The following is a 25,245-nucleotide window of genomic DNA, read 5'->3' as shown; positions in this document are numbered from 1 at the left end:
CAACTCAGGTCCACACAGGAGACACCCGATGGCTACACTCTTGGCGCTCTACAAGACCCCCGCGAACCCGTCCGCCTTCGATGCGCACTACACGTCCACGCATGCGCCGCTCGCGAAGACGCTGCCGGGACTCAATAGTTACCGGATGAGCAAGGGGCCCGTGAGCGTCGCGGCGGGCGAGTCGCCGTATTACCTCGTCGCGATTCTCGAATTCGAATCGCTCGCGGCGATCCAGTCGGCACTCGGCTCGCCCGAAGGACAGGCGACCGCCGGCGATCTTGCGAACTTCGCGCAGGCCGGCGTCGAGTTGTTGATGTTCGACACGCAGGAAGCCTGAACGCGGATTCGGTGTCGCGACGCGACGGCGCTCAGCGTTCGTCGCGTGCGTGTTCTTCTTGCTCCTCTTGCTCGGCGGCGTCGGGTATGTCGAGATCACGGCGGCGATGATTGATCGCGATGAACACGCCCATCAGCGTGAGAAACGCAAGCACGAGGAGCGTCGCATTTGCGAGGACGTGCGGATAGCCGAGCTCGCCGACATCGATGAACGGATACGGATAGAAATCCGACACGCTGCCGCGCAAGAGCGTCACGCACAGATACCCCAGCGGATAGACGAGCCAAAGCAGGCATTGCCGCACGCTCAGGTGAAAGCGCGGCACGAAGAACACCCAGAAGAGCGCAGCGAGCACCGGCACGAACGTGTGCAGACACTCGTTGACGAGCGCGCGATAGCCTGACGGCGTCCACAGATAGCGCAGCAGCACGTTGTACGCGATGCCGACGAACACCATGTAGACGACGATCGCCGTCACGACAGTCGGCTGCCGGAAGAAGCGCGCGACAGGCGAACGCGCGCGCGTCGCGACGCAGGTAAAGCAGATCGCGCTCAGGAACACGGTGAGGTTCGTGAGGTAGCTGCTCATGCGCTCGATGCCGTCGAAGACGGTATAGCCGCGCGATACCCAGCGGTCGATCGTGATGTCGGTTTGCGCGGCGAGCGCGAGCCACGCGATGAGCGCAATGGCCGCCGCCATCGAAAGCGACGCGACGCTCGGCGTGTGCAGCGGGAGTTCCGGTTCCTGGTCGCCGGCGGGGGGATTCGAAGTAGCCATGCTGCCGATTCTATCGGCGACACACGGACCGTGCAGGGCGCGCGGCGACGCAAAGCAATCGGCTAGCGCACGCCCAGCCTGTAACTCGTCCTCTGCCGGTAGCACTCGCCGGGGCGCAACACGACCTCCGCCGCCTCGCCGTCCATATTGATCTGATTGGGGAACGCGCCCGTCTCCAGACAAAGCCCCGCATGCTTGCGATACACGCGGCCCCCGCGCCCCGCGACGCCAGCGAGGAAATTCCCCGTATAGAACTGCATGCTCGGCATGTCCGTGGCGACGGTCAGTTCGCGCCCGCTGGCGGGATCATAGAGAACGGCTGCGGTGCGCAACGCATCGCTGTTGCCACGCAGCACATAGCAATGATCGAATCCCCCGGCGCGCGCGAGCTGCACGTCGGGCCAGTCGAGCCGCGCGCCGATCGGCGCACCCGCGCGAAAGTCGAACGCGTTGCCCGCGACCTCGGCGCGTGCCACCGGAATCATCGTGTCGTCCACTTCGAAGAACGCATCCGCTTCGATCGCGATGACGTGTCCGCGCACGTCGGGCGCATCTCCCGACAGATTGAAGTAAGCATGATTCGTCAGGTTGACGGGCGTCGGCGCATCCGAATGCGCCTCGTAGTCGATCGTGAGCGTGCCCTCGTCGTCGAGCGAAAAGCGCACCGCGACCTTCAGCGCGCCGGGAAAACCCGCGTCGCCCTCGGGCGATTCGTGCGTCATGACGAGCGTGCCATCCGCTTCATGCGCGCTCCACATCGCACGATGAAAACCGGTCGCGCCGCCATGCAGATGATTCGGCCCGTCATTGCGATCGAGCGAATACGTCACGCCGTCGAGCGTGAAGCGCGCGCCCGCGATGCGGTTCGCCCAGCGCCCGATCGTGCCGCCCATGAACGCGCTCGCGGCGAGATAGTCCGCAGGTGTGTCGTGTCCAAGCAGCACGTCGGCGATCCGGCCCGAGCGATCCGGCGCGTGCCACGACACGAGCGTCGCGCCCAGGTCGCTGATCGCCACGCGCATATCGTGCGCGTTGCGCAGTGTGAACAGGCGTGCCGCGTCGCCGCCGGGCACGAGCCCCCAGCGCTCGACGCCGATGCGTGCGTGAGTGGTGCGGCCGGTGCTGCCGGTGTCGGCGAGATTCATGAGGAAGATGGGGATGCGTGGCGTCAGCCGGGTTGCGGCGTCTGCGATTTCTGCAGACGCTCCTGAAACTCGCGCGGCGTGCAGTCGAGTTCGCGACGAAAAACAGCGTACATGTACTGCACCGATGTGAAGCCGCAGCGAATCGCCACTTCGGCGCTCGACATGTCGTGACGCGCGAGCAACTGCTTCGCGACATCGAGCTTGTGATTGAGGATTTCCTGATGCACGGTGTAGCCGAGTTCGCGCCTGAAGTGATCTTCGAGCGACGAGCGCGACACACCCACGTAATCGGCGACCTGTTCGGTCTTGATGCCCTGACATCCATATTGCCTGATGTAGTGGCGCGCACGCATCACATGCGGGCTCGACACGGGCTGATGGCGCGTCGATTCGAGCACGTTGATCCCGACCGGCGGCACGAGAATACGCCGTCCCGCGAAGCGCGCGCCGCCCAGCATCTGGTGCAGCAAGTGCGCGGCGGTGCGGCCCATTTCCTCGGTGCCCTGAATCACGGATGAAAGCGGTATGCGCGTGAGCGAGCGCGTCAGCGGATCGTTGTCGATGCCGATGATCGCGACTTCCTCGGGCACCGCGATGCCCGAGATCAGACACGCCTGCAACAGATGCCGGGCGCGCGCATCGGTCACGGCGATCACGCCGACGGGCTTCGGCAGGCTTTGCAGCCACGACGTGAGCTGCGCGCTCGCCTGATTCCAGACGGGCGCGCTCGTCGGCAGGCCGCGATGGATGTCGGCTTCGAGTCCGTCGGCGTCGAGCAGCGCGCGGAACGCGAGTTCGCGTTCCTGCGCCCAGCGGTTCTCGGGTGACTCCGGCAAGCTGTAGAGCGCGAAGCGCTGCAAGCCCGCGCCGATCAGATGCGTGTACGCGAGCGACACGAGCTTCGCGTTGTCGGTGGCGATGTACGGCAGATTCGCGGGATAGCGCGCTGCGTCTTCATACGACGAACCCACCGCGACCACCGGCAGCGGACACTCGGCGAGCGCATCGCAGACGGCGGGATCGTCGAAGTCCGCGATGATGCCGTCGCCTTCGAAGCGCTCGATGCCCGTCAGGCGCGCGCGGAAGTCTTCCTCCAGAAAAAGGTCCCATGCGACGCGCGTCGACAGCAGATAGTTGCCGATGCCGGTGATGATCTCGCGGTCGTACACCTTGTTCGCATTGAAGAGCAGCGCGATGCGGTGCGTGCGTGGAGCGGCCTGATGTCTTGTCATCGACTGTGCATGAACGAAGCGGTGCGCTTCGTCGTCTCCTTATGCGGCTTGCGCCTTGTTTTAAGCGTTCAGCTTATTCTAGGCCGCAGTGCGAGCGGCCCGCCAGCGCATTATCGCCGACAACAAGAATCGACATCGGCGCTGGCGGATTTCGCAATTGCCGCGATCCCCGGCATGCTGGCAGCATGGCGTCACTTCATCGCCGTTGCGCTTCGTGCGGTGCGGCATACAACATTCATGGAGACGCGCATGTCCTACTTCGAACACCTGCCCGCGGTTCGCTTCGAGGGCCGCGAGACGACGAATCCATTTGCCTATCGCCACTACGACCGCGACAAGCTCGTGCTCGGCAAGCGCATGGAAGATCATTTGCGGCTTGCTGTCTGCTACTGGCATACCTTCGTCTGGCCGGGCGCCGACATGTTCGGCTCGGGCACGTTCAAGCGTCCGTGGCAACAGGCGGGCGATGCGCTCGAAATGGCGCAGCTCAAGGCGGACGCCGCGTTCGATCTGTTCGGCAAACTCGGCACGCCGTTCTATACGTTCCACGATACCGACGTCGCGCCCGAAGGCGACAGCATTCGCCACTATGTGAGCAACTTCAGGAAGATGAGCGACTACCTCGCGCGCAAGCAGTCCGATACGGGCGTGAGGCTTCTCTGGGGCACGGCGAATCTCTTCTCGCATCCGCGCTACGCGGCGGGCGCGGCGACGAATCCGAATCCCGATGTGTTCGCGTTCGCGGCGACGCAGGTGTTGCAGGCGCTCGAAGCGACGCAGCGTCTTGGCGGCGAGAACTACGTGCTGTGGGGCGGCCGCGAAGGCTACGAGACGCTGCTCAACACGGACCTCAAGCGCGAGCGCGAACAGCTTGCGCGTTTCCTGTCGATGGTGGTCGAGCACAAGCACAAGATCGGTTTCAAGGGCGCACTGCTGATCGAGCCGAAGCCCCAGGAGCCGACCAAACACCAGTACGACTACGACGTGGCGACCGTTCACGGCTTTCTCGCGCAGTTCGGCTTGCAGGACGAGATTCGGGTGAACATCGAGGCCAATCACGCGACGCTTGCGGGTCATTCGTTTCATCACGAAATTGCGACGGCGATTGCGCTCGGCGTGTTCGGCAGCATCGACGCCAATCGCGGCGATCCGCAAAACGGCTGGGACACGGATCAGTTTCCGAACAGCGTCGAGGAACTGACGCTCGCGTTCTATGAAATCCTGCGTCACGGCGGCTTTACGACGGGCGGCATGAACTTCGATGCCAAGGTGCGCCGCCAGAGCGTCGATGCCGAGGATCTGGTTCACGGTCACATCGGCGCGATCGACGTGATTGCAGTAGCGCTCGAGCGTGCCGCCGCGCTCATTGAGGACGACCAGCTTGCAAGGCTCAAGGAAGCGCGTTATGCGAACTGGGATAGCGACTTCGGCCGCAAGGTGCTGGCGGGCGGGTATTCGCTCGACTCGCTCGCGGCCGACGCTATTGCCCGCGAGATTGCACCGAAGCACGTCAGCGGGCAGCAGGAACGGCTCGAAAACATCGTCAACCGGGCGATATATGGTTAGCGTTGCAACCGGTTTTCGACACCACACATAACGACGACCGCGAACCACGATTCGCGGCGCATTAGCAGGTTCCGGCGGCGTTCCCTCTCTCTCGCATGCGGGGAACGGACCGGCCGCCAACCATATAGGAGTGAGACATGAAATCAGCCATGCGCCGCAAGGCGTTGAGTACGCTCGTCTGTACAGCGATGTTCGCCAGCCTGTCGATGGTTTCGTCCCTGGCTCACGCAAGCAAGGACAAACCCGAAATCGGCTTTTGCATCGACGACCTGCGCGTCGAGCGCTGGTCGCGCGACCGCGATTACTTCGTGGCGGCCGCCACGAAGCTCGGCGCGAAGGTGTCGGTGCAATCGGCTGATGCGAGCGAAGCGCGTCAGATTTCGCAGATCGAGAACCTGATCTCGCGCGGCGTCGATGTGATCGTGATCGTGCCGTTCAATTCGAAAACGCTCGGCAACGTCGTGGCCGAGGCGCACAAGGCGGGCATCAAGGTCGTGTCTTACGACCGCCTGATCCTCGACGCCGATGTCGATGCCTACATCTCCTTCGACAACGAAAAGGTCGGCGAGATGCAGGCGCAGGGCGTGTTCGGCGCGCAGCCGAAGGGCAACTACTTCCTGCTAGGCGGCGCGCCCACCGACAACAACGCGAAGATGCTGCGCGAAGGGCAGATGAAGATCCTGAAGCCCGCGATCGATCGTGGCGACGTGAAGATCGTCGGGCAGCAGTGGGTGCCGGAGTGGAGCGCGGCGACGGCCTTGCGCATCACCGAGGACGCGCTCACCGCGAACAACAACAAGATCGACGCCATCGTCGCGTCGAACGACGGCACGGCCGGTGGCGCGATCCAGGCACTTGCCGCGCAGAAGATGGCGGGCAAGGTGCCGGTGTCGGGACAGGATGCGGACCTGGCAGCCGTCAAGCGGCTGGTAGCCGGCACGCAGACGATGACCGTCTACAAGCCGCTCAAGCTGATCGCGGGCGATGCGGCGCAGCTTGCGGTCGATCTCGCCAAAGGCCAGACGCCCAAGTTCAACGCGAAGTACGACAACGGCAAGAAGCAGGTCGATACCGTGCTGTTGCAACCGACGCTCCTCACGAAGGGCAACGTCGACGTTGTCATCAAGGACGGCTTCTATACGCAGGCTCAACTGGCTGGCAACTAGGCGGCGAGCGCGGGCGCATCGAATGTGCGCCCGCGCGTCTCTCAATCAGCCAGGAATCCGAGCATGGCACATGCGCTTCTGGAGATGCACGGCATCGTCAAGTCGTTTGGCGGCGTGAAGGCGCTCGACGGCATCGATCTCGTCGTCGCGCCCGGCGAATGCGTGGGGCTTTGCGGCGAGAACGGCGCAGGCAAATCGACGCTGATGAAGGTGCTCTCGGGCGTCTATCCGCATGGCACCTGGGACGGCGACATCCGCTGGGAAGGCGAACCGTTGCGCGCGATGAGCATCCGCGACACCGAGCGCGCGGGCATCGTCATCATCCATCAGGAACTGATGCTCGTGCCGCAGTTGTCGGTGGCGGAGAACATCTTTCTCGGCAACGAGATCACGCTGCCCGGCGGGCGCATGAACTACGCGGCGATGTACCGGCGCGCGGCGGAGTTGCTGCGCGAACTGAACATCGAAGGGATCAACGTCGCTCAGCCGGTGATGAACTACGGCGGCGGACATCAGCAACTGATCGAGATTGCGAAGGCGCTCAACAAGCGCGCGAAGCTCCTGATTCTCGACGAGCCTTCTTCATCGCTGACCGCAGCCGAGACGCGCATCCTGCTCGACATCGTGCGCGACCTTAAACGGCGCGGGGTGGCCTGCGTCTATATCTCGCACAAGCTCGATGAAGTCGAAGCCGTCTGCGACACCATCACCGTGATCCGCGATGGCAGGCACGTTGCCACGCAGCCGATGAAGGAGCTGCGCACCGACCGCATCATCGCGATGATGGTCGGACGCGAGATCACGAATCTCTTTCCACGCGAGCCGCACGACATCGGCGAAGTGATCTTCGAGGCGCGCAACGTGACCTGTCTCGACGTGACGAACGCGGACCGCAAGCGCGTCAACAACGTGTCGTTCACGTTGCGGCGCGGCGAGATTCTCGGTGTAGCGGGGCTCGTCGGCGCGGGGCGCACGGAACTGATGCAGGCCATCTTCGGTGCGTATCCGGGCGTGAGCGAAGCCGAAGTCTGGATGAACGGCAAGCGCGTGAAGATCGCGGCGCCCTCGGATGCCATTGGCGCGGGCATCGCGATGGTGCCGGAAGACCGCAAGCGTCACGGCATCGTGCCGCAACTGGGCGTCGGGCAGAACATCACGCTCGCGGTGCTGGCGCGCTTCGCGAAGGGCGGCCGCATCGACGCCGCCGCCGAACTCGACACGATCCACACCGAGATGAAGCGCTTGTCGGTGCGCGCGGCGCACCCGATGCTTTCGATCGCGAGCCTCTCGGGCGGCAACCAGCAGAAGGCAGTGCTCACGCGCATGCTGCTTACCGACCCGGCCGTGCTGATTCTCGATGAGCCCACGCGCGGCGTCGATGTCGGCGCCAAGTTCGAGATCTACAAGCTCATGTTCGCGCTCGCTAAGCGCGGCGTGTCGATCATCATGGTCTCGTCGGAACTGGCGGAAGTGCTGGGCGTGAGCGATCGCGTGCTCGTGATCGGCGAGGGCGAGCTGCGCGGCGACTTCGTCAACGATGGACTCACGCAGGAACACATCCTGTCGGCGGCGATCGGCGCTGGCGGTAATGAAACCCTAAACACGCGACAACCTCAGCGAGTGCAGCATGACGCCTGATCTCACTACTTCAAGCAAGAGCGCAAAGAGCGGCCCCTCCCGTTCGCCGGGACAGCGCTTCAAGCAACTGTTTGCGCGCTACAAGCTGCTTGCGCTTTTGCTTGCCGTCGCGGTCATCTGGATCTTCTTCTCGTTCCTGACCGAAGGCGCGTTCGTCACGCCGCGCAACCTGTCGAACCTGCTGCGACAGATGTCGATCACCGGCATGCTCGCATGCGGCATGGTGTTCGTGATCATCGCGGGGGAGATCGATCTGTCGGTCGGCTCGCTGCTCGGCCTGCTCGGCGGCGTGGCCGCGATTCTCGACGTCACGTACCACTGGCCGCTTGCGCTCACGCTGCCGGCGGTCATGCTGCTCGGCATCGCGATTGGCTTCTTCAACGGCTGGTGGTCCACGTACTTGCGCGTGCCGTCGTTCATCGTCGGGCTCGGCGGCATGCTTGCGTATCGCGGTGTGCTGCTCGGCATCACGGGCGGTTCGACCATCGCGCCGGTCTCGGACAATCTCGTCTTCATCGGGCAAGGGTATCTGCCGCGCATCGCCGGCAATGCGCTTGCTGTGGTGCTGTTCGTGCTGCTCGCGGTGCTGACCGTGCGCCAGCGGACCAACCGCCAGCGCTATAGCCTGCCCTTCGTGCCGATGTGGCAGGACGGCGTGAAGATCGTCGCGGCGGGCGTGATCCTGCTTGCGTTCGTCGCGACGCTCAACCGTTACGGCGGCATTCCGGTGCCAGTGTTGCTGCTGCTCGCGCTGCTCGGCGTGTTCACGTACATCGCCACGCAGACGGTGTTCGGGCGCCGCATCTACGCAGTCGGATCGAACCTCGAAGCGACGCGCCTTTCCGGCGTCAACACGAATCGCGTGAAGCTTGCGATCTTCGCGCTGATGGGGCTCATGTGCGCGTTCGGCGGACTCGTCAACACGGCGCGGCTCGCGGCGGGTTCGCCGTCGGCGGGGTCAATGGGCGAACTCGATGCGATAGCCGCGTGCTTCATCGGCGGCACGTCGATGCGCGGCGGGTCGGGCACGGTCTACGGCGCGCTGATCGGCGCGCTCGTGATGGCGAGCCTCGACAACGGCATGTCGATGCTCGATGTCGATTCGTACTGGCAGATGATCGTGAAGGGCGGCATTCTCGTGCTCGCCGTGTGGATCGACGTGGTGTCGGGGTCGAACCAGCGCTGAGGCGCGTGGCTAATTCGCGACCTTCTCGACACAGAACGCAGCGGTTTCGTAGGGAACGGTCACCTCGGTCTTTCCCGCAAGCGACGGCTCACTGGCGATCAACGCGCGCAGTTCCTCATCGATCCTTGCGCGCTCGTCGGCCGGCAGCGCGGCGATGAAACTCGTCGATCGCACGCGGTTGACGATCACGTCGTCGGGCGTGCCGGCGTGGCCGTGCGCAAGACGGGTCTCTTGCAACGGTCCGAAGCCATCGAACGGAAACACGGCGCGCCACTTGCCGGTGTAGTAGCGCGGCGTATCGCCTTCATGACGGTTCACGATCGCATCGAGTCGCGCGATCCAGTCGATGCGCGCATCGCGCAGGTTCCAGACCAGCCCGAGCTTGCCGCCGGGCTTGAGCACGCGCAGGATGTCGGCGAGCGCTTCGCGCGTCGCGAACCAGTGGAACGACTGCGCGCAGACGACCGCATCGACCGACGCATCGGGCAGTGGGATCGAATCGGCGGTGCCGGCGAGCGCTTCGATCTGCGGCAGCGTCGCCGAGAGTTTTTCGCGCATCGCCGCAACCGGCTCGACGGCGATCACGCGTGCGCCCGTTGCGATCAGGCGCGGCGTGAACTTGCCGGTGCCCGCGCCCAGATCGATCACGGTCTGGCCTTCTGCGAGGCCGAGCTGGTCGCGCAACCAGTCGGCGAGCGCCGCCGGGTAGTCGGGACGGCCGCGCACGTAGGTGTCGGCGGTGTGCGTGGTGTAGCCGTCGGCGGCGGCGTGGTGGACTGTGCTGGGTGCTTGCATGCTGGTTCTCCCGATGATCGAAGCCGCGCTTGCGGTGTGGTATCGGGAGTGTAGTCGGGTGGGCTTTCAATCATCAGCCGCGCGCTTTTTCGCAGAAAGGCAGGCGGCGACGAACGCCTCGATGGTGCTGCACGCGAGGCGCCGTCGTGCGCCTGAACAGAGATGCCGCGCGCGCGTCGGTATCGACGGACGCCGCCGCAGATATGTTCCCGCATGCGTAAGCGGACGACAGGCTACCGATACTCGTCGAGCTCAATTGTGCCGCCCATCGCCTCCATCATCGCGCGGATATCGTCGGGCACATCCGGCACGCGGTCGCCAGTCTCATTGTCCCAATAGCAAAAGAAGCGCATCCGCGCGTTTCCGTGCCTGAGTAGTTCGGGCAGGTCTGCGCGCGGCAAGCCAAGATGCTCGACGAGATATCGCAAATGGGGTTCCAGGAGGTCGCTCTTGACCGCCGATTTGCTGCGGACGCCCCACACCCCTGTCCGTCTGCCTATACCTAGTGGTTGTCCGTTACGGTCGAATATTGCGTCGCCTTTGCGGTGCGCGACATCTGGAACAACGCCGAAGTATTCTGTCCAGAACGTTGGGGAAACTTCATCGCCTGAAACCGTGAATGATGCGTGTGCAAGTTGGTGCGAATCCATACTGTGTCGGGAGTACTTTTTGCCATCTTCAACCGCCAGCTTTTGCTCGGTAGAAAGAAAGATGCGCCCGCAATGAACTGACCCCGCAGAGTTGTACACCGATCCGACCTTTGGGGTACAGGTAGGCGGCCCATTTTTTTCCAAGCCGTTCTATCCCTTCCCGGTATCCTCTGTCACCGCGATATAAGGCTTGAGCGCTGGCTGCTGGATTGCCAACAAAAGTAATGACGCGCCTCCCAATTTTCGCGCGAATTCGTCACCTAGTTTTCCGCCGTGTTCTGCGATGGACCACGGCATGATCATCGAAGCCGTTCGAAGGCGCTCGATGGCCTCACGATCAACCGTGCGAGTTTCGATCTGATCGTTGTGCTCGTCATAGGCGATGACGACGCAGCGTGGTTTTGTCTTCATCCTACAAATCTCCCTCGAAGACAGTTTGAATATCGTTGCATTGCTCGCACCTTGCAGACACCCCAATATCCTTTGTCCATTGCGGCGTAGGTTGAAGCGACCTATCACTGTACGGACTTGCCAGAACAGCGACGCCCGATGATGGAAGCGTGGGCGGCGCATGTGTGTGGGCTGGCGAGTTGACTCAATAGACACGCACAAAAAAACCGCCTATCGAGGGCAGCTATCGGCGGAATTTGCGTTCGGAAAGGTTAGGCTTCGCGCGTGTAAGGGCGCAAATCAACAACCACGGCTTCCTTGCACGTTAGCCGGATATCAAGGCCAATGTTTGGTGTAAGGTCAAGCTGGATCAAACCTTCCGGCGTTTCTGCAAGCGTCATTTCCGTAATCGTTGCTTCTTCGACCATACCGTTCACGTCGATATCCGACGCCCGGATATCCAGAAAGTCGAGTATGGCGATGTAATCGGGTTGCCCCGGAACGGGCGGCGCGCCATACCGGTTGTGAAGCACTTCTAGCCGAAGGTCTAGCATCTCGCGCGTGCGATTCCCCGGCAAAGGAAGACCACTGACACCTTCGTGCGTTCGCCGGATTCTCTGCAAACAGAATGAGCGTACAGCGGAATCGTGGAAAGACGAATATCCACCTAGAACCAATTCAAGCCATTTGCCATCCTTGGCAAGATGCCAACCCCATGTCCTGTTTGCCTTGCTCATGACAGTCCTCTATTCGGCGCGCGCCTAGTCAAAGTTGATTGGTGACATTGGAAGGTGGGTGTTGTCCCGCACGCCATCTGAAAAATTGTGTCCGTGCGGATTGCCATGGCTTCCATGATATTGAGCCGAAAGATTGCCGTCTGAATCGAAATAATCCACGTCCAGGCCATTGGGGGTTAATGGCAAAGCCCCCAGGTTCGTTCCCCGTCATACGGACGCCCCGCGCCGCGACTCGTTCCTCGTCGCCGTCCGGCATATCGGGCTGATAGTCGAATGCCTGCGCGTCGCCGAGTGGCGTCGATCCGTCGGGGCCAGTGTCGTCCGGTCCCACCTCCCCGGCTGGGTCATCGGCGTTGGCTATCTCTTCGCCCACCGATTCGACCTCACCAGGCTGGTCACCGCTACCGCTACTCACCGCAGCACGTGCGGTCTGCACCGCATTAATCCGCTCAACCGAGTCGTTATAGCGTTCAATGTAGACCGTCGCCGCATCGTATGACATCCCGAAGCCGGTCATTAACGATTCGCGAAAACTAGGAAGCCCCTGGAGCTTAGGTGCCGGATTTCCCCCCGCGCCACCTGCCCGCGCTTGCTCGGCAACGAGTACAACACTCTCGCCGCGAATCATGGACTGCAAGGTCTCTATGACATCAAGGTTAGCGCCATTCTTTGCCAACCGCTGATGCCAATGGAAATTCGTCCCGAGAAACGAGCGGACCCGTTGAACAAGCGCAGCATCCTTCGCCCATACATCGGCGTATGCGCGTTGGGAGAACTTCTTGCCTTCTTCAACTGCCTGCTTCTGCTCGGTAGAAAGGAAGATGCGCCCACGTCCCTAGGCGTCCTTGCTATACATCATCCAGCGTTGAAACGAATCGGTCTTCAGTTCAGTTGCACCCATCGCCAGCCTCGTCGCTTATGACGGCGTAAACCTAGCAGATTGTCGGACATCCATGTTTTTGGGATATTCGCTCTATTTTTCAGGGCAGAAGATCGACCTGCCGGACGCGAACAACGAGCAAATCATCGCTTAAGCGAAATGGACTCACACAGGATAGCTAATTCTGCTCCACACGATGGCTCAAGAACAAACAGCACCCGTGACCCGGATTGGAAATCCATGACGTACTCATCGCCTTTGTCTTCGCGTATGGCGGTGGCCTTCGAATCATCGCGACTATTGATCCACTGAACCCACTTGCAAGCTTCAGCCGATGTAAAGGCGTATCTCGGCGAGATTAGAAGCCTTGACGCAACATTCTGACTAGCGAAATCAATCATGCGTTGGCCTATCACGCCTGAAAATCTTAGCGCCTCCACTTCGCCGCCAACCCGGCGAAAGCGAAGCTCGAGTGAGCGCGTCTCAGGGTCGTGCTCGATGCCGAATAACTCCGCATCGTGAAAGCTCGGGAAGTCTGCGACGGTTCGAATATCGGTGTATTTGCCTGTATCCATACAATCTCCTGCAAATGCTCACGGTAATAGAGAAAATGCGGCCACGCACTCCATCATCCCAATCGTGCGCGGGCATAAACCTAGCAGCTTGCCGGACACCCATGTTTTTGGGATATTCGACGATGCGAGCCGCGCAGCGCGCGCGACCTACGCCACTAACCTCACATGATCCGATCGAGCATGTTCCTGAGCCCCACCGGCATTCACGAGAAACACGGCGCCCGTTAAATTACGTCCCATTGACGGGCTCGCCGCAACGAAACGGGCCGTCGCCAATCCTTCAGGAGATAGAGCGATGAACAAGAATCGTGGACCGATGCCGGTGGCGTTCTTCGGCATTGCGGTGGGCGCGCTGGCGATGGCGAATGCGTGGCGGGTCGCGGAGAGAATCTGGTCCGTGCCGGCCGCAGTCGAACACTTGCTGACGCTCGCCGCGCTTGCCGTGTGGATCGCGGTCCTGGGCGGCTATGCGCACAAGTGGCTCGTGCATCGCGATGCAGCCATCGCCGAGATGCAGCATCCGGTGCAATCTTCGTTTTCAGCACTCGGGCCGGTGTCGAGCTTGCTCGCCGCGCAGGCGCTGATCCACTATTCGCGGCCGCTGGCCTTCGCGGTCTTCGTCGTCGCGGCGGCGAGCGCGCTCGCAATCGGCGTCTACCTGCATGGCCGTTTCTGGCAGGGCGGACGCAAGGCAGAACTCACGACGCCCGCCATCTACCTGCCGTCGGTCGGCACCAGCTTCGTCGCCGGGACGACGGCGGCCGCGTTCGGATGGACCCAGCTCGGCGCGCTGTTCTTCGGCGCGGGCGTGCTGTCGTGGCTCGCGCTCGAATCGATGATCCTGCATCGCGCGTCGGTACTCGAGCCGCTGCCCGACGCGCTACGGCCGACGCTCGGCATCCAGCTTGCGCCTCCGGTCGTGGGCGGCGTCACGTACATGAGCATCACGAACGGCACGCCCGACGTGTTCGCGATGATCCTGCTCGGTTACGGTCTCTATCAGGCGCTCCTGCTGCTGCGCCTCTTGCCGTGGATTCGCAAGCAAGCCTTCGCGCCGTCGTACTGGGCGTTCAGCTTCGGGGTCGCGGCGCTGCCGACGCTCGCTATGCGCATGGTCGAGCGCGGCAGCACCGGGCTTGTCGTGTGGCTTGCTCCTTCGCTCTTCATCGCGGCGAACGTGGTGATCGGCATGCTGGTCGTGAAGACGGTCGCGCTGATGTTGCGCGGCGAATTGCTGCCCGCGGCGCTCGCGCAAGCCGAGCCGTCGGGCGCGCGCGAAGCCGCCGATCAGCGGATGAACGTGCCGACGCCGTCCTCGTCGTAATACTCGAGCGTCACGCGGTCGCTCAGGAAGGACGCCTTCGAGATCGTGCCGGGCGCCGCGTTCTCGTTGACGAGCGTGAACGTGAAGATATCGCCGTCCCAATGCGTGAGCGGCAGCATCATCGGGCGCGGTCCGATCGAGAGCACGAGCGAGCCGCCCTGATCGACCACCCGGATCGGCCCGTAGTAGTCGTTGCGATAGGTTCCCGCGTAGGTGAAAAGGGCGCGGGCCGGCAGCGGCGAAGCGGGCGGCGTCATGCCGACGAGCGAACCCTCCGGCTTGCTGAGCGACGCGAACGCATCGGCGTAAAGTTTCGCCCAGTCGCGCTGGATCGAGCCGAACTGCACGAGATCGAAGAACTGGGCGGTCAGCGTCTCGGGCACGCCGATCGGATAGCCGTTGGTGAGCGCGATGATCGCGACGCCCGTCGACGGCACGACGACAAAGTTGGTCGCGGCGCCCACGCCGAACGCGCCGGAGTGGCTGTAAGTCGGCCGGTTCGCCGCCGTCGTGCCGACGTTGAAGCCATAGCCGTAAAAGCTCGCGGGATGGCCGTCGCCCGGCGGCGCGGACTGCACTTGCGCGCTGGTGGCGGCGGCGAGCGCCTTCTCGTCGACGATGCGGCGGCCGTTGAACACGCCATTGCCGAGCATCATCGCGAGCCACTTCGCCATGTCGTTCACCGACGAACTGACGCCGCCCGCCGGCGATTGCGCATCGGGCATCGTCCCTAAGCCCTGCACCCACTTGCCGTTCGCCTTCACATGCCCGAGCGCGCGGTTGCTGCGCGCGGCGAAGTCGGCGTAGCGCGAACTCGTACTGGTCATGCCGAGCGGCTGATACAGCACCTGCTCCGAAAGCGTCGCCCAGTCGATGCCCGCAGCCGTCGCCACGGACTCCGCCGCCGCCGTCAGCCCGAAATTCGTATAGAAGTACGAGCCCCTGAACGGATGCAGCGGCAGAAAGCGCAGGCGCTGAAGGATTTCCGTCTGACCGTAGCCCATGTCTTCCAGACGATCGCCCGCGTGATCTGGCAGGCCCGACTGGTGCGAGTACAGGTCGGCGATCTGCACGGCCTGGCTGACCTCGGGATCGGAGAGCGTGAACCACGGCAAATGCGCGCGCACGGGCGTGTTCCACGCGACGCTGCCGGTCCCGACCTGATGCGCGACCACGCTCGATCCTACCGACTTCGATACCGACGCGAGCTGGAAGACCGTATCGGCATCGACCGGCTGGCCCGAGCCGACGAGCCGCGTGCCGAAGCCTTTCGCGTAGACCGTCTGGCCGTTGCGCACGACGGCCACCGCCATGCCCGGGACGCCGGTGCTCGACATCAGGTCGGCGGCGAGCTTGTCGAGCTGCCCGATGGCGTCGTTGATCTGCTTGTCGGGGACGGGCGCGGGCTGGGACTCGTCGCCGTTCGAGTCGCTGCCGCCGCACGCCGCGAGCGTGCCGCACAGCGCGGCGCCGAGAAAGCGGCGGCGTCCCTGCAAAGGTGTCGATCCCATCGAGGTTCTCCCCGGCGATGCCGATGCGGCGGCGCCCGTGCGGCGCGTTTCGGCTTGGAAGCTTCGGGCGGCACGCGCGAAATCGTCTGTGCGAAGCCGCTCACTCGCCGAGGAATTTGGCCTGATTATCGCGCGACGATTCGCGCGCACCGGGCCCGAAAAGCGCGACTATGTGATGCGCAGGCGAACGACGCGAAAAGGACGTTCGCGCTGCCGCGCTTCTCCGATCCGAGGCGATCCATGTGCGATCCAACGTGTTCTCTCGCGCGGCGTCACTGGCTGCTCGCTGGTGTGGCGTCGGCGGCATTCGCGGGCTTGCGGCTCGACGATGCGCGGGCGGCGGCGCCGCCGGACGGTCCCGCGCCGAATTCGATCCACCCCGACGAGGCGCTCGCGCGCTTGCTGCAAGGCAATGCGCGCTACGCGGCCAACCAGCCGGCCAACCGCGATTTTTCCGCCGGACGGGTCGCGCGCGTGTCGGCGCAGTATCCGATCGCGGCGATCGTCGGTTGCGCGGATTCGCGAGTCGCGCCGGAACTGGCGTTCGACCAGGGTCCCGGCGACATTTTCGTCGTGCGCGTCGCGGGCAACTTCATCAACGACGACATTCTTGCCAGCCTCGAATACGGCGTCGAGTTTCTGGGCGTGCCGCTGATCATCGTCCTCGGACACACCAACTGCGGCGCGGTCGAAGCGACGGTCAAAGCGGTGAAAGAAGGCGTCCGGCTGCCCGGCCACCTGCCCGAACTCGTGCGGGCGATCGAGCCGGCGTTGCGCATCGCCCGCGCGCAAGGCGGCGACCTCATCGCGCAGACCACGATCGAAAACGTGCGGCTCAACACGAACCGGCTGATGGTCGCGCGACCGCTGGTCGAACGCTATGTGAAGAGCGGGCGCGTGAAGGTGGTCGGCGGGATCTACGATCTGGCGACGGGCAACGTGCGGCTGATCTGACGCGCAACGCGATGCCGTCGCGTTGCGCCGTGATCCGACTGGCTCAACCCTTGGCCCGGCCGCTCGACATCCAGCCCTGTGCGACGCCGACTTGCGCGATCTGCTTCGCGATGGAATCGCCGAGATGCTTCGCGTCGGCGGACACGCTGTCGCGCTTCGCTTCCGACGCACCGTGCAGGCCCGCGCCCGCCGCAGCCGACACCGCCGCATGTCCCGCGACCGCGCCGACGCCCGCCGTTTCCGCGACGCCGGGCATCTTGCCGCTGTCGGCGCTCGCGTCGAAGCTCTGCACGACCTGCGCAACGCCGCCCGCCGGCTTGTAGAGAACCTGCACCGACGTGCTCACCTCGCTCTTGCCCGCGCCCAGCCCAACGAGCGTGCGACGGCGGCGGCTCCCGGCATCGATGTCGTCGAAATGGCCGGTCACGAGCAGCACATTCTCGGCGGCCGGCGCGGGCACGTCGGCGCGGACCGCGTGCAGGCCCATCGACTGCAGCTGCTTCACGATTTCGTTCGCGACGTCCTCGCGGACTTCGGCGGCGTCGGCGGACTGCTCGTCGGCCGCCGATTTGCCTTCCACCCGCGCCTTCATCTTTTGCATCATGCCGCTGTCGAGCTTGACTTCGCCGGCGGCGCTATCGAACGCGTACACGTAGATGGTGTCCGGCCGCGTCGCGGGTGCCGCCGAATATTGCGCGGCGCTTGCGCCGGTGCTCGCGCATCCCGCCAGCATCGCCGAACTGAAGGCGATCGCCGCCGAAGCCATCCGCAGACCCTTGCGACTTGCAATACCGAAAGAACCGATCGAAGCAAACATGTTCACCCTCTCAAACGACACAGCCGTGTCTCTATCGTGATCGACGTATCGCCGGGCAATCCGGACATCGCGAGGCGATGTCGTCGTTGCGCGATACTCCTCGGCTGGCGCGCTTTCTTTCGTGCTCCAGCGACAGAGGCGAGTATGGGTGAGCGGCTTCGCGAACTCCATTCGACAATTATTTCGCGGCATGTCACGTGGCGCCGGGCCTTACGCGGCGGCCTTTTGCGCCGGATCGACGCGCGTCGCCTGCACGCCGCCGAGGTCGGACGCCGAGTACCTCAGCGAAACGATTTTCGAGAGCATCCGCGCGTATTCTTCGCCCGCGATCTGGCGGAACTTCATCTGCATGAGCGCGAGCGGAATGTCCTTGTCGCGGCCGACGGACCACGATGGATCTCGCCGGGCAGACGCACCGATCAAAAGCGCCGCAGATACGCGAGGAGCGCGCCGTCTTGCAGACTGTTGCGGAACTCGTCGACGCGCGCGAGCCAACCGCGCGTCAGAAAGCCGATGAAGGGCGCGGCGACGAGCATCGAGACGATCGCCGCCAGCAGGATCGCGACGACGAAATCGTCGGGCGACATGAGTCCGCGCAACGCGTCGCCATGCGCGGGCGAGCGGCCGACCATGCCCCACAGCCACGAACGCACGCTTTCGGCGATGCCGCACGGCTCGTCCTGCCCGCAGCCGCCGGGCGGCATCAGCAGCCACAGGAAGACGCCGCCCGCGAGATTCACCAGCAGCACGAAGGCCCAGAGCAGCCGCGAGCGGTCGCGTGTGGGGTTCGCGTAGCCGCGCGTCGGCGGCTGCATTGCGTTATCTGAGGGCATCTCGTCGTCTCCTGTCGGCCAGGGATAGCGCTTCAGCGCTTACTCTGGCCCCATGCAACATCGTTGCTGTCGCCTGGGATGCACGTCTTTCGACGCGCGGCGTGTTTTGCGCTTTATCCCACGACGACTGCCTTCAGACATCCCCGCTTACGGATGCCTACTTGCGGACGCCCTCAGAAATGTTCACGCCATTCACTCGTCGACGATCACCTGAAAGCCGCCGTAGATCATGCGGCGGCCGTCGAACGGCATCGGGTTTGCGTCGGGCTGGAGACGCGGGTCGGCCATTACGGCTTTCATGCCGGCGTCGCGCGTTTCGCGCGACGGCCAGACGATCCACGCGAACACCACGACCTCGTCGTCCTTGCGCTTGACCGCCATCGGGAAGGACGTCAGTTCGCCGTCCGGGACGTCGTCGCCCCAGCATTCGACGAGTTTCAGCGCGCCGTTTTCCTTGAACACGGCCGCCGCCAGCCGGGAATGCTTCACATAGGCCTCGCGATTGGCGACGGGCACCGCCGCGACGAATCCATCGACGTAATTCATGTACCACCTCCATTTCCGATGAGGGAACGGGCGCGCAACATGCGCCTCCCTTCGATACGACGAACGGCGTGCGCCGAAATCGACCGCGGCCGCCTCCGATTACGCTCCGCGAGAGGCCGGAGACGCCGCGCCAACGGGGCTAGAATCGGACCAAAGAACACGGAGCTGCCGATGGAGCATGCCTATTTCAAGTTGCTGCATCTGCTGTCGGGGCATCCCGGATGGGCGCTCGCCGTGGTCGCGCTGGCGGCGCTGCTGGAATCGGTCGCCTTCATCGGAACGTTCATTCCCGGCAGCACGGCGATGTTCGTCGCGGGCGCGCTCGTCGGCACGGGCACGCTGAACCTCGGCTGGGTATTCGTCTGCGCGATCGCGGGCGCCATCGCCGGCGATGCCGCGAGCTATTGGGTCGGCGCGCGCTACCAGGAGTCGCTGCGGCAGATCTGGCCGTTTCGCACGCATCCCGCCATGCTCGCGGCAGGCGAAAAATACTTCCTGATGCACGGCGCGAAGAGCGTCGTGACGGCGCGCTTCCTGCCGCCGCTCAGGGCGATCGTGCCCGTGGTCGCTGGCATGCTCGGCATGGCGCCCGCGCGCTTTTTCGCGGTCAACGTGCTCTCGGCGCTCCTGTGGGCGCCCGTGCACATCCTGCCGGGCGTGGTGTTCGGCGCGTCGGTCGAACTGGCGGGCGCGGTGTCGTTCCGGCTCGTGGTGGTCGTCGCGATCGTCGCGGTGGCGGCCTGGCTCATCTACAACGTGATCCGCATCGCGGTTTCTCACGCGCGCTCGTGGACCAGCAGTTCGCGGCAACGTCTGATCGCGTGGGCTGAGCGGCATCCGGGCCGCTCCCGGCGCGTCGTGATGCGCGCGCTCAGTCCGGAAAGCCCGGCGGCCGGCCTGATCGCGACGATCTCGGTGTTCCTGCTCGTGTCGGCGGCGGTGTTCTTCTCGACGCTCGAAGACATCGCCCACGGCGACCCCATCGTGCAGGTCGACATGTCGGCCTACCGGTTCCTGCAGTCGTTCCGCTCGACCTGGGCCGACGACGTGCTCGCGGTCCTCTCGACGCTCGGCAGCCTGCCGACGCTCACGGCGCTCGTCGTGCTGGTGATCGCGTGGATGTCGTTCGAGCGGCGCTGGCGCACTATCGCGTACTGGCTCGCGGCTGTCGCGTTCTCGCAGGTGCTGATCCTCGCGATCCAGATCGCGACGCGGCATCTGCCGCTCGGCGCGCTCGCGTCGAACGCGCGCGCCTTCCCGAGCAACCACGTCGCGGCGACGGTCATCATCTACGGCTTTCTCGCGTTTCTCATCGAGCGGCGCGTCGGCACGGTGGCGCGCGTGCTGGTCGCGGTGGCGACGGTCGCGGTCGTCTCGGCCGTCACGCTCGCCGGGCTCTACTTCGACCGCTTCACGCTCTCCGACGCGCTCGGCGGCGCGGCGCTCGCGGCGATCTGGGTGTTTCTCGTCGCGCTGACGGCGGTCTGGCGGCATCCCGAGAAGCCGCGCGCGCGGCCGCTCTTGCCCGTCGCCGTGGTGGCGGTGGTCGGCGTGGCGGTCGCGCTGCAACTCGCGACGGGAAACGCGTTTCCGACGGCCGAGGGCGGAGAGCGTCCGGAAGTCGTCGTCGTGACGCCGGCGCAATGGACCGACAAGATCTGGCGCACGTTCTCGTGTTATCGCTCGAACATGGAGGGCGACAGGCGCGAGCCGATCACCGTGCAATGGGCCGCGACCGCCGAGCAGATGAAGGTGCAGCTCCAAAGCCGCGGCTGGACCGAAGGCACGCGGCTCTCGGCGCACAGCCTGTTGTCGCTGGTGTCGCCGAACGTCACGGCGACGGCGTTGCCGGTGCTGCCGCGCCTGAACAACGGCGAGCCGTCGAAGCTCGAATTCGTGCGCTCGCACGAAGGCGACGATCAGCGCGACGTGCTGCGCTTCTGGCCGACGCGTTATGCGGTCGAACGCCACGACGGCACGTCGGCCGCGCCGATCTGGCTCGGCTCGCTGGTCCACGAGCGCCTGCGCCGGCCGTCGTGGCCGTTCAACGTGCTGCGTCCGACCGGCCAGGTCGAGCCGATGATCGCCGAGCATGGCGAAGGATCGCCGTGGCACGACATCGAAGTGGCGCGCAGCATGGGCTGCGAGGGCGTGCGGGTGACGCTGATCGCGTCGCGCGCGCGTTGACGCGGCGAGGCGCGGCGGCCCATGCAACAATGAAAACGCAGCGGGAACCGATCGAGGAGGGCGGCAATTGATACACGTCACGCCAGCAGCGGTCACGGCATGGGGCAGCGAGGCCGTGTTCGTCAACGTGCTGTGCACGCGTCTCGGCGTGCCGGTGCCGGCGGTGCCGGTGCTCGTCTTCGCGGGCTCGGCGGTGGCGCACGGCACGCTCTCGTTCACGCACGTCCTGTTCGCGGCGGTGCTGGCCGCGCTCATCGGCGACGGCGTCTGGTTTTCGGCGGGCCGCGTCTACGGACGGCCGCTCATCGACCGGCTCGCGCGCTTTTCGCTTTCCATCGACGCAAGCGTGCAGACGACGCGCGCGCTCTTCGAGCGCTTCGGCGTGCCGATCGTCTCCGTCTGCAAGTTCGTGCCGGGGCTCGCGCTCATCACGCCGCCGCTGATGGGCACGACGCGCATCGCGGCCCGGTCGTTCGTGACGTGGGACGCGATCGGCGCGCTCGCGTGGGCGGGCTTCTGGCTGCTCGGCGGCGCGCTCTTCAGCCGGCAACTCGCGATGCTGCTGCGCACCGTGGAGCGGCATGGCGCGACCGTCGTCGACGTGCTGCTGGCGCTGGCGCTCTTGTACATCGGCTACCGGTATTTGCGGCGCTGGCGTCTGCGCAAATGGTTGCGGGACCTGACCATCTCGGCCGAACAACTCGACGCGATGATGCATTCCGCCGCGCCGCCCGTCGTGCTCGATGCGCGGCTCGCCACCGCCATCAGTCAGGAGCCGTACCGGATTCCCGGCGCGCTGCTCTTCGATCCGGACGCGCCTCGCGCGCTGGGCTCGGGGTTGGCGCAACGCGAGGTCGTCGTGTATTGCGCGTGTCCGAACGATGTCACCGCGAAGCGGGTCTGCGGACGCTTGCGCGGCGAGGGCGTCGAGCATGCGCATACGCTCGCGGGCGGGCTCGATGCGTGGGTCGCGCGCGGCTATCCGGTCGAGCCCGTGCCGGCGCGGCCGGAGCCGTTCACGCGGACGTTCGCGCGGCAGTGAAGGCGGGCAACGCGTGGCGCCGGCTTCGCCGCGCACGCGAGCGCGGCGAAGCCTGGCGAAGCGGTTGGCGGCGCTCAGGCAGAAAGCCCGAGCGTCGTCAGGATGAAGCGAAGGCCGAAAAAGCACACCGACGAGCACAGCGGCAAGCCCATGAACGCCGAGCCATACCGAAGCCCGACCACGCACGCCGAAGGCCACAGACGCAGCCCGGATGCGAGGGACGCGGCGACTCTCCGTCCGAGTCCGTTCATTTTCGTTCCACCACGACTTCGAGATACTCGCTCGGCAGCACGAGCGTCGCGTCGCCCGAGCGGTTGCGGCTTTCCATCAGCGCCATCAGCTCGCCGAGGAACGCGGCCTGCCGCTCGCCTTCGAGCGCGGCGAACGCCTTGTTCATCGGCCCGTAGTAGGTGCGGAACACTTCGATGAAGTGCGCCGGCGACCGGTAGCGGAACGTGAAGTCGCGGCTCGTCGCGACGATGTTCCGCGCGCTGCCGCCGACTAGCTCTTCCAGCCGCGCCTTGGTGCCCCAGAGCGCAGGCGACTTCACGCCCGCAGGCGGCGCGATGTACTTGCCGATCGTCTTGAAGACCTGCCCGATGAAGCTTTCCGGCGTCCAGTTCGCCAGGCCGATCTTCCCGCCCGGCTTGCAGACGCGCGCAAGTTCGCTCGCCGCCTTTTCCTGGTTCGGCGTGAACATCACGCCGAAAGTCGACATCACGACGTCGAACGAGGCGTCCGCGAAAGGCAGCGCTTCGGCATCCGCTTCCTGGAACTGCACCGCAAGGCCTTCGGCTCCGGCGCGCGCGCGGCCGGCGTCGAGTAGCGAAGCGACGTAGTCGGTCGAGGTGACGTCGCACCAGCGGCGCGCGGCGGCGAGCGTCGCGTTGCCGTTGCCCGCGGCGACGTCGAGCACGCGGCTGCCGGCGCGCAGATCGAGCGCCTCGCCGAGATTTTCGCCGACGATCTGCAGCGTGGTACCGACGACGGCATAGTTGCCCGTCGACCAGGCGGCCTGTTGACGGACCTTGACAGCGGCGAGGTCGGCGGCGGGCGAGAAGGCGGTATCGGCTGCGGACATGGCGATGCTCCTGAGAGGCAAGATGGCAGCGATGCGGGAGTGCATGGTCGTGCTGCCTGTTCTGATATCGCCGCGAGTTCGAACCGCTCGAGTGCCCGCGCGGCGGGCGGGCAAGACAAAAAACGCGTGACGGCTATTCGGCGACGCTCACGCCGGAACCGCCCATTTCCTTCGGCAGGTCCTTCAGTTTGGGCAGCCCGTCCTTCATCGGCAGACGCGACTCGGGGTAATGGACATGCACGCCGGCTTCATACGGAAAATCCGGGATGACGGCCGCGTAGACATCCGTGAGCCCGAGCCCCGGATGCTCGGTAAAGAGATGCCCGCCGCACGTCGTGCACCATTTGCGGTAGCTGTGCTCGGTCTTGTTGTAAGTGCCGATATGGTCCACGCCGCGCGTGACGCGCACCGCTTCGGGCCGCCAGAGCGTGAACGCGTTGACGGGTCCCGCCGACCACGTCCGGCACGATTCGCAATGGCAATAACCCATGCCCGCGGGTTCGCCGCTCACCGTGAACTGCACGGCGCCGCAAAAGCATTGGCCGTGATAGGCATCTGCGTGACTCATGTCGGTCTCCTTCGATGATGTGGGTGGCAGGTTCTGCCGCGTGCGCCCGACGTTCGTTGTTGCGCAATCGCGTGAGTGCTAGTATCAGCGCGCGGGCGGTATCGATGAATGACCAGGCGTCCAGATGTTTTGCGCAGGACGCCGAAACTGACGGGCTTGTCATGGATGCTTTATCCGACGTCCTTCGCGTGGTTCGTCTCGGCGGCGCGGTTTATCTAAACGGCGACTTCACGGCGCCCTGGTGCCTGTACGGCCAGGCGGACGCGGCGTTGTGCGCCGCGTATCTGCCGCGCGCCGAACGCGTCGTCTCCTATCACCTCATCACCGAGGGCGGCTGCTGGGCCAGTCTCGCGGGCGATCCCGCGTCCGCGATCCGCGTCGATGCGGGCGAACTGCTGGTCGTGCCGCAAGGCGAATCTCACCTGATGGGCAGCTCGCTCGAACTCGCGCCCGCGCCCACGGGCGATCTGCTGTCGAGCCAGCTCGAAGCGACGCCCGGCCAGATAATGAAGCTGAGCTATGGCGGCGGCGGCGACCGCACGCGGCTCGTCTGCGGTTTTCTCGCCTGCGACGACACATTGAGCAATCCGGTGCTGTCGGCGCTGCCGCGCATCTTCAAAGTCGACATGCGCAACGATCCGCAATCGGCGTGGCTCGAATCGTCGCTGAAGTTCGCGGCGGCGGAGGCGGCCGAGTGGCGCGTCGGCAGCGCGATCGTGCTTGCGCGGCTCTCGGAACTGCTCTTCGTGGAAGCGGTGCGCCGCTGCATCGATGCGCTGCCCGCCGATCGCAAGGGCTGGCTCGCGGGCGTCGGCGACCGTTTCGTCGGGCGGGCGCTCGCGTTGCTGCACGCGCAACCGGCGCACGGCTGGACCGTCGACGAACTCGCGCGCAAGGCGGGACTCTCGCGCTCGGCGCTTGCGCAGCGCTTCACGCAACTGCTCGGCCAGCCGCCGATGCAATATCTCGCGCGCTGGCGCCTGCAGATCGCGGCGCAGGAACTGCTTGCGGGCACGAAGTCGGTCGCGGTGGTGGCGGAGCGGGTCGGGTACGAATCCGAAGCGGCGTTCAACCGCGCGTTCAAGCGCGAATTCGGCATGCCGCCCGCCGGCTGGCGGCGCAATCACGGCAAGGCGGATAACGCCGATTCGCTGTCCGAAGCGGACGAGGTTGTGGGTTTGTCGATCGCCGATCTGGCGCCGGTCGTGGGCGGCGTGTCTGAAACGCCGGCCGTTCCCGGACCCGCCGCGCCGCTCGTCTAGCCCGCGCGGCGGCCCTCGGCGGGGCGTGAAATTCCGCGACATATC

27 protein-coding genes are annotated in these 25,245 nt (G+C 64.9%); 10 read left to right on the top strand and 17 right to left on the bottom strand.

The window, feature by feature from the left end; translation table 11 throughout:
• Positions 1 to 28 precede the first annotated feature (28 nt).
• The gene (locus QCE48_RS26680) at positions 29 to 337 is read left to right on the top strand and encodes an EthD family reductase (RefSeq protein ID WP_309783494.1); all 309 of its coding nucleotides are present in this window, start codon (positions 29 to 31) and stop codon (positions 335 to 337) included.
• Positions 338 to 368: 31 nt separating this feature from the next.
• On the opposite strand, the gene QCE48_RS26675 is transcribed toward QCE48_RS26680, so the two are convergent.
• The 3 genes from QCE48_RS26675 to QCE48_RS26665 form a co-directional block, all read right to left on the bottom strand.
• On the bottom strand, positions 369 to 1,115 hold the full coding sequence (locus QCE48_RS26675; protein ID WP_309783492.1) for a Pr6Pr family membrane protein: 747 nt from the start codon (positions 1,113 to 1,115) through the stop codon (positions 369 to 371).
• A 62-nt stretch (positions 1,116 to 1,177) separates the two neighbouring features.
• Positions 1,178 to 2,260: an aldose epimerase family protein gene (locus QCE48_RS26670; RefSeq protein WP_309783490.1), complete on the bottom strand. Its 1,083-nt coding sequence runs from the start codon at positions 2,258 to 2,260 to the stop codon at positions 1,178 to 1,180.
• A 23-nt stretch (positions 2,261 to 2,283) separates the two neighbouring features.
• A complete protein-coding gene (locus QCE48_RS26665) occupies positions 2,284 to 3,492 on the bottom strand; it encodes a DNA-binding transcriptional regulator (RefSeq protein ID WP_309783489.1) in 1,209 nt (402 codons plus the stop codon).
• A gap of 249 nt (positions 3,493 to 3,741) precedes the next feature.
• Here QCE48_RS26665 and xylA point away from each other — a divergent pair, with 249 nt between their 5' ends.
• The 4 genes from xylA to QCE48_RS26645 all read left to right on the top strand — a co-directional run bounded on the left by xylA (position 3,742) and on the right by QCE48_RS26645 (position 9,048).
• Positions 3,742 to 5,058: a xylose isomerase gene (gene xylA / locus QCE48_RS26660; protein ID WP_309783485.1), complete on the top strand. Its 1,317-nt coding sequence runs from the start codon at positions 3,742 to 3,744 to the stop codon at positions 5,056 to 5,058.
• 137 nt (positions 5,059 to 5,195) lie between these two features.
• Positions 5,196 to 6,224 (top strand): D-xylose ABC transporter substrate-binding protein, encoded by a 1,029-nt coding sequence (gene xylF / locus QCE48_RS26655; protein ID WP_309783483.1) that lies wholly within the window; start codon positions 5,196 to 5,198, stop codon positions 6,222 to 6,224.
• Between the two features lie 63 nt (positions 6,225 to 6,287).
• Positions 6,288 to 7,862 carry a D-xylose ABC transporter ATP-binding protein gene (xylG, locus tag QCE48_RS26650; RefSeq protein ID WP_309783481.1) on the top strand — a complete coding sequence of 525 codons (1,575 nt, stop codon included), beginning with the start codon at positions 6,288 to 6,290 and terminating at the stop codon, positions 7,860 to 7,862.
• On the top strand, positions 7,852 to 9,048 hold the full coding sequence (locus QCE48_RS26645) for an ABC transporter permease subunit (RefSeq protein ID WP_309783479.1): 1,197 nt from the start codon (positions 7,852 to 7,854) through the stop codon (positions 9,046 to 9,048). Before xylG ends, QCE48_RS26645 begins: the two co-directional genes overlap by 11 nt.
• Positions 9,049 to 9,057: 9 nt before the next feature.
• Here QCE48_RS26645 and QCE48_RS26640 read toward each other — a convergent pair whose 3' ends face one another.
• The 6 genes from QCE48_RS26640 to QCE48_RS26615 form a co-directional block, all read right to left on the bottom strand.
• Complete coding sequence (locus QCE48_RS26640; protein WP_309783477.1) at positions 9,058 to 9,843, bottom strand: class I SAM-dependent methyltransferase; 786 nt, start codon at positions 9,841 to 9,843, stop codon at positions 9,058 to 9,060.
• 233 nt (positions 9,844 to 10,076) lie between these two features.
• Positions 10,077 to 10,493 carry a DUF4279 domain-containing protein gene (locus tag QCE48_RS26635; RefSeq protein ID WP_309783475.1) on the bottom strand — a complete coding sequence of 139 codons (417 nt, stop codon included), beginning with the start codon at positions 10,491 to 10,493 and terminating at the stop codon, positions 10,077 to 10,079.
• A gap of 150 nt (positions 10,494 to 10,643) precedes the next feature.
• Entirely contained in the window at positions 10,644 to 10,904 is a 261-nt protein-coding gene (locus QCE48_RS26630; RefSeq protein ID WP_309783472.1) for a hypothetical protein, read from the bottom strand.
• 251 nt (positions 10,905 to 11,155) lie between these two features.
• The gene (locus QCE48_RS26625; protein WP_309783470.1) at positions 11,156 to 11,620 is read right to left on the bottom strand and encodes a hypothetical protein; all 465 of its coding nucleotides are present in this window, start codon (positions 11,618 to 11,620) and stop codon (positions 11,156 to 11,158) included.
• Positions 11,621 to 11,648: 28 nt separating this feature from the next.
• Positions 11,649 to 12,296: a hypothetical protein gene (locus QCE48_RS26620; RefSeq protein ID WP_309783468.1), complete on the bottom strand. Its 648-nt coding sequence runs from the start codon at positions 12,294 to 12,296 to the stop codon at positions 11,649 to 11,651.
• Between the two features lie 347 nt (positions 12,297 to 12,643).
• Positions 12,644 to 13,075, bottom strand: a complete 432-nt coding sequence (locus tag QCE48_RS26615; RefSeq protein ID WP_309783466.1) for a hypothetical protein — start codon at positions 13,073 to 13,075, stop codon at positions 12,644 to 12,646.
• A gap of 295 nt (positions 13,076 to 13,370) precedes the next feature.
• On the opposite strand from QCE48_RS26615, the gene tehA reads away from it, so the two are divergent.
• The gene (gene tehA / locus QCE48_RS26610) at positions 13,371 to 14,399 is read left to right on the top strand and encodes a dicarboxylate transporter/tellurite-resistance protein TehA (protein WP_309783461.1); all 1,029 of its coding nucleotides are present in this window, start codon (positions 13,371 to 13,373) and stop codon (positions 14,397 to 14,399) included.
• On the opposite strand, the gene QCE48_RS26605 is transcribed toward tehA, so the two are convergent.
• A complete protein-coding gene (locus QCE48_RS26605; protein WP_309783459.1) occupies positions 14,363 to 15,910 on the bottom strand; it encodes a serine hydrolase in 1,548 nt (515 codons plus the stop codon). The two genes, tehA and QCE48_RS26605, sit on opposite strands and share 37 nt — an antisense overlap.
• A 240-nt stretch (positions 15,911 to 16,150) precedes the next feature.
• Between QCE48_RS26605 and QCE48_RS26600 the strand changes: the two genes are divergently transcribed.
• Entirely contained in the window at positions 16,151 to 16,864 is a 714-nt protein-coding gene (locus tag QCE48_RS26600; RefSeq protein ID WP_309783457.1) for a carbonic anhydrase, read from the top strand.
• Positions 16,865 to 16,907: 43 nt separating this feature from the next.
• On the opposite strand, the gene QCE48_RS26595 is transcribed toward QCE48_RS26600, so the two are convergent.
• The 4 genes from QCE48_RS26595 to QCE48_RS26580 all read right to left on the bottom strand — a co-directional run bounded on the left by QCE48_RS26595 (position 16,908) and on the right by QCE48_RS26580 (position 19,060).
• Positions 16,908 to 17,681: a DUF4410 domain-containing protein gene (locus QCE48_RS26595; protein WP_309783454.1), complete on the bottom strand. Its 774-nt coding sequence runs from the start codon at positions 17,679 to 17,681 to the stop codon at positions 16,908 to 16,910.
• A gap of 210 nt (positions 17,682 to 17,891) precedes the next feature.
• Positions 17,892 to 18,032: a hypothetical protein gene (locus QCE48_RS26590; RefSeq protein ID WP_309783451.1), complete on the bottom strand. Its 141-nt coding sequence runs from the start codon at positions 18,030 to 18,032 to the stop codon at positions 17,892 to 17,894.
• Between the two features lie 68 nt (positions 18,033 to 18,100).
• Positions 18,101 to 18,514 carry a hypothetical protein gene (locus tag QCE48_RS26585; protein ID WP_309783449.1) on the bottom strand — a complete coding sequence of 138 codons (414 nt, stop codon included), beginning with the start codon at positions 18,512 to 18,514 and terminating at the stop codon, positions 18,101 to 18,103.
• Between the two features lie 192 nt (positions 18,515 to 18,706).
• Positions 18,707 to 19,060, bottom strand: a complete 354-nt coding sequence (locus tag QCE48_RS26580; protein ID WP_309783447.1) for a DUF1428 domain-containing protein — start codon at positions 19,058 to 19,060, stop codon at positions 18,707 to 18,709.
• A 171-nt stretch (positions 19,061 to 19,231) separates the two neighbouring features.
• Between QCE48_RS26580 and QCE48_RS26575 the strand changes: the two genes are divergently transcribed.
• Together QCE48_RS26575 and QCE48_RS26570 are read left to right on the top strand one after the other, a co-directional pair.
• Complete coding sequence (locus QCE48_RS26575) at positions 19,232 to 21,247, top strand: VTT domain-containing protein (RefSeq protein ID WP_309783445.1); 2,016 nt, start codon at positions 19,232 to 19,234, stop codon at positions 21,245 to 21,247.
• A gap of 67 nt (positions 21,248 to 21,314) precedes the next feature.
• Positions 21,315 to 22,289 (top strand): VTT domain-containing protein, encoded by a 975-nt coding sequence (locus QCE48_RS26570; RefSeq protein ID WP_309783443.1) that lies wholly within the window; start codon positions 21,315 to 21,317, stop codon positions 22,287 to 22,289.
• Positions 22,290 to 22,363: 74 nt separating this feature from the next.
• Here the strand turns inward: QCE48_RS26570 and QCE48_RS26565 are convergent, their stop codons facing one another.
• The 3 genes from QCE48_RS26565 to QCE48_RS26555 form a co-directional block, all read right to left on the bottom strand.
• Positions 22,364 to 22,540, bottom strand: a complete 177-nt coding sequence (locus tag QCE48_RS26565) for a hypothetical protein (protein ID WP_309783441.1) — start codon at positions 22,538 to 22,540, stop codon at positions 22,364 to 22,366.
• On the bottom strand, positions 22,537 to 23,370 hold the full coding sequence (locus tag QCE48_RS26560) for a class I SAM-dependent methyltransferase (RefSeq protein WP_309794352.1): 834 nt from the start codon (positions 23,368 to 23,370) through the stop codon (positions 22,537 to 22,539). The genes QCE48_RS26565 and QCE48_RS26560 overlap by 4 nt, the downstream gene beginning before the upstream one ends.
• A 133-nt stretch (positions 23,371 to 23,503) precedes the next feature.
• Positions 23,504 to 23,938 carry a GFA family protein gene (locus QCE48_RS26555; protein WP_309783437.1) on the bottom strand — a complete coding sequence of 145 codons (435 nt, stop codon included), beginning with the start codon at positions 23,936 to 23,938 and terminating at the stop codon, positions 23,504 to 23,506.
• Between the two features lie 161 nt (positions 23,939 to 24,099).
• Here QCE48_RS26555 and QCE48_RS26550 point away from each other — a divergent pair, with 161 nt between their 5' ends.
• Positions 24,100 to 25,200, top strand: coding sequence for an AraC family transcriptional regulator (locus tag QCE48_RS26550; RefSeq protein WP_309783435.1), 1,101 nt, complete (start codon positions 24,100 to 24,102; stop codon positions 25,198 to 25,200).
• The last annotated feature ends 45 nt before the right edge of the window (positions 25,201 to 25,245 follow it).

It is taken from the genome of Caballeronia sp. LZ024, assembly GCF_031451455.1.
In the GTDB taxonomy this organism is placed as follows: Bacteria; Pseudomonadota; Gammaproteobacteria; order Burkholderiales; family Burkholderiaceae; genus Caballeronia; species Caballeronia telluris.
Note: the sequence above shows the minus strand (reverse complement) of the source record. Positions and strands in the feature narration are given on the sequence as shown.

Bases quoted from the DNA above. Each gene is read 5' to 3' on its own strand.
- QCE48_RS26555 (WP_309783437.1), bottom strand. From the start codon at position 23,938: ATGAGTCACGCAGATGCCTATCACGGCCAATGCTTTTGCGGCGCCGTG.
- QCE48_RS26640 (WP_309783477.1), bottom strand. From the start codon at position 9,843: ATGCAAGCACCCAGCACAGTCCACCACGCCGCCGCCGACGGCTACACC.
- QCE48_RS26605 (WP_309783459.1), bottom strand. From the start codon at position 15,910: ATGGGATCGACACCTTTGCAGGGACGCCGCCGCTTTCTCGGCGCCGCG.
- QCE48_RS26665 (WP_309783489.1), bottom strand. From the start codon at position 3,492: ATGACAAGACATCAGGCCGCTCCACGCACGCACCGCATCGCGCTGCTC.
- QCE48_RS26630 (WP_309783472.1), bottom strand. From the start codon at position 10,904: ATGAAGACAAAACCACGCTGCGTCGTCATCGCCTATGACGAGCACAAC.
- xylA (WP_309783485.1), top strand. From the start codon at position 3,742: ATGTCCTACTTCGAACACCTGCCCGCGGTTCGCTTCGAGGGCCGCGAG.
- QCE48_RS26590 (WP_309783451.1), bottom strand. From the start codon at position 18,032: ATGCAGATGAAGTTCCGCCAGATCGCGGGCGAAGAATACGCGCGGATG.
- QCE48_RS26595 (WP_309783454.1), bottom strand. From the start codon at position 17,681: ATGTTTGCTTCGATCGGTTCTTTCGGTATTGCAAGTCGCAAGGGTCTG.
- xylF (WP_309783483.1), top strand. From the start codon at position 5,196: ATGAAATCAGCCATGCGCCGCAAGGCGTTGAGTACGCTCGTCTGTACA.
- QCE48_RS26585 (WP_309783449.1), bottom strand. From the start codon at position 18,514: ATGCCCTCAGATAACGCAATGCAGCCGCCGACGCGCGGCTACGCGAAC.
- QCE48_RS26565 (WP_309783441.1), bottom strand. From the start codon at position 22,540: ATGAACGGACTCGGACGGAGAGTCGCCGCGTCCCTCGCATCCGGGCTG.
- QCE48_RS26675 (WP_309783492.1), bottom strand. From the start codon at position 1,115: ATGGCTACTTCGAATCCCCCCGCCGGCGACCAGGAACCGGAACTCCCG.
- QCE48_RS26560 (WP_309794352.1), bottom strand. From the start codon at position 23,370: ATGTCCGCAGCCGATACCGCCTTCTCGCCCGCCGCCGACCTCGCCGCT.
- QCE48_RS26580 (WP_309783447.1), bottom strand. From the start codon at position 19,060: ATGAATTACGTCGATGGATTCGTCGCGGCGGTGCCCGTCGCCAATCGC.
- QCE48_RS26625 (WP_309783470.1), bottom strand. From the start codon at position 11,620: ATGAGCAAGGCAAACAGGACATGGGGTTGGCATCTTGCCAAGGATGGC.
- QCE48_RS26575 (WP_309783445.1), top strand. From the start codon at position 19,232: ATGGAGCATGCCTATTTCAAGTTGCTGCATCTGCTGTCGGGGCATCCC.
- QCE48_RS26600 (WP_309783457.1), top strand. From the start codon at position 16,151: ATGTGCGATCCAACGTGTTCTCTCGCGCGGCGTCACTGGCTGCTCGCT.
- xylG (WP_309783481.1), top strand. From the start codon at position 6,288: ATGGCACATGCGCTTCTGGAGATGCACGGCATCGTCAAGTCGTTTGGC.
- QCE48_RS26680 (WP_309783494.1), top strand. From the start codon at position 29: ATGGCTACACTCTTGGCGCTCTACAAGACCCCCGCGAACCCGTCCGCC.
- QCE48_RS26645 (WP_309783479.1), top strand. From the start codon at position 7,852: ATGACGCCTGATCTCACTACTTCAAGCAAGAGCGCAAAGAGCGGCCCC.
- QCE48_RS26670 (WP_309783490.1), bottom strand. From the start codon at position 2,260: ATGAATCTCGCCGACACCGGCAGCACCGGCCGCACCACTCACGCACGC.
- QCE48_RS26615 (WP_309783466.1), bottom strand. From the start codon at position 13,075: ATGGATACAGGCAAATACACCGATATTCGAACCGTCGCAGACTTCCCG.
- QCE48_RS26635 (WP_309783475.1), bottom strand. From the start codon at position 10,493: ATGGATTCGCACCAACTTGCACACGCATCATTCACGGTTTCAGGCGAT.
- tehA (WP_309783461.1), top strand. From the start codon at position 13,371: ATGAACAAGAATCGTGGACCGATGCCGGTGGCGTTCTTCGGCATTGCG.
- QCE48_RS26550 (WP_309783435.1), top strand. From the start codon at position 24,100: ATGGATGCTTTATCCGACGTCCTTCGCGTGGTTCGTCTCGGCGGCGCG.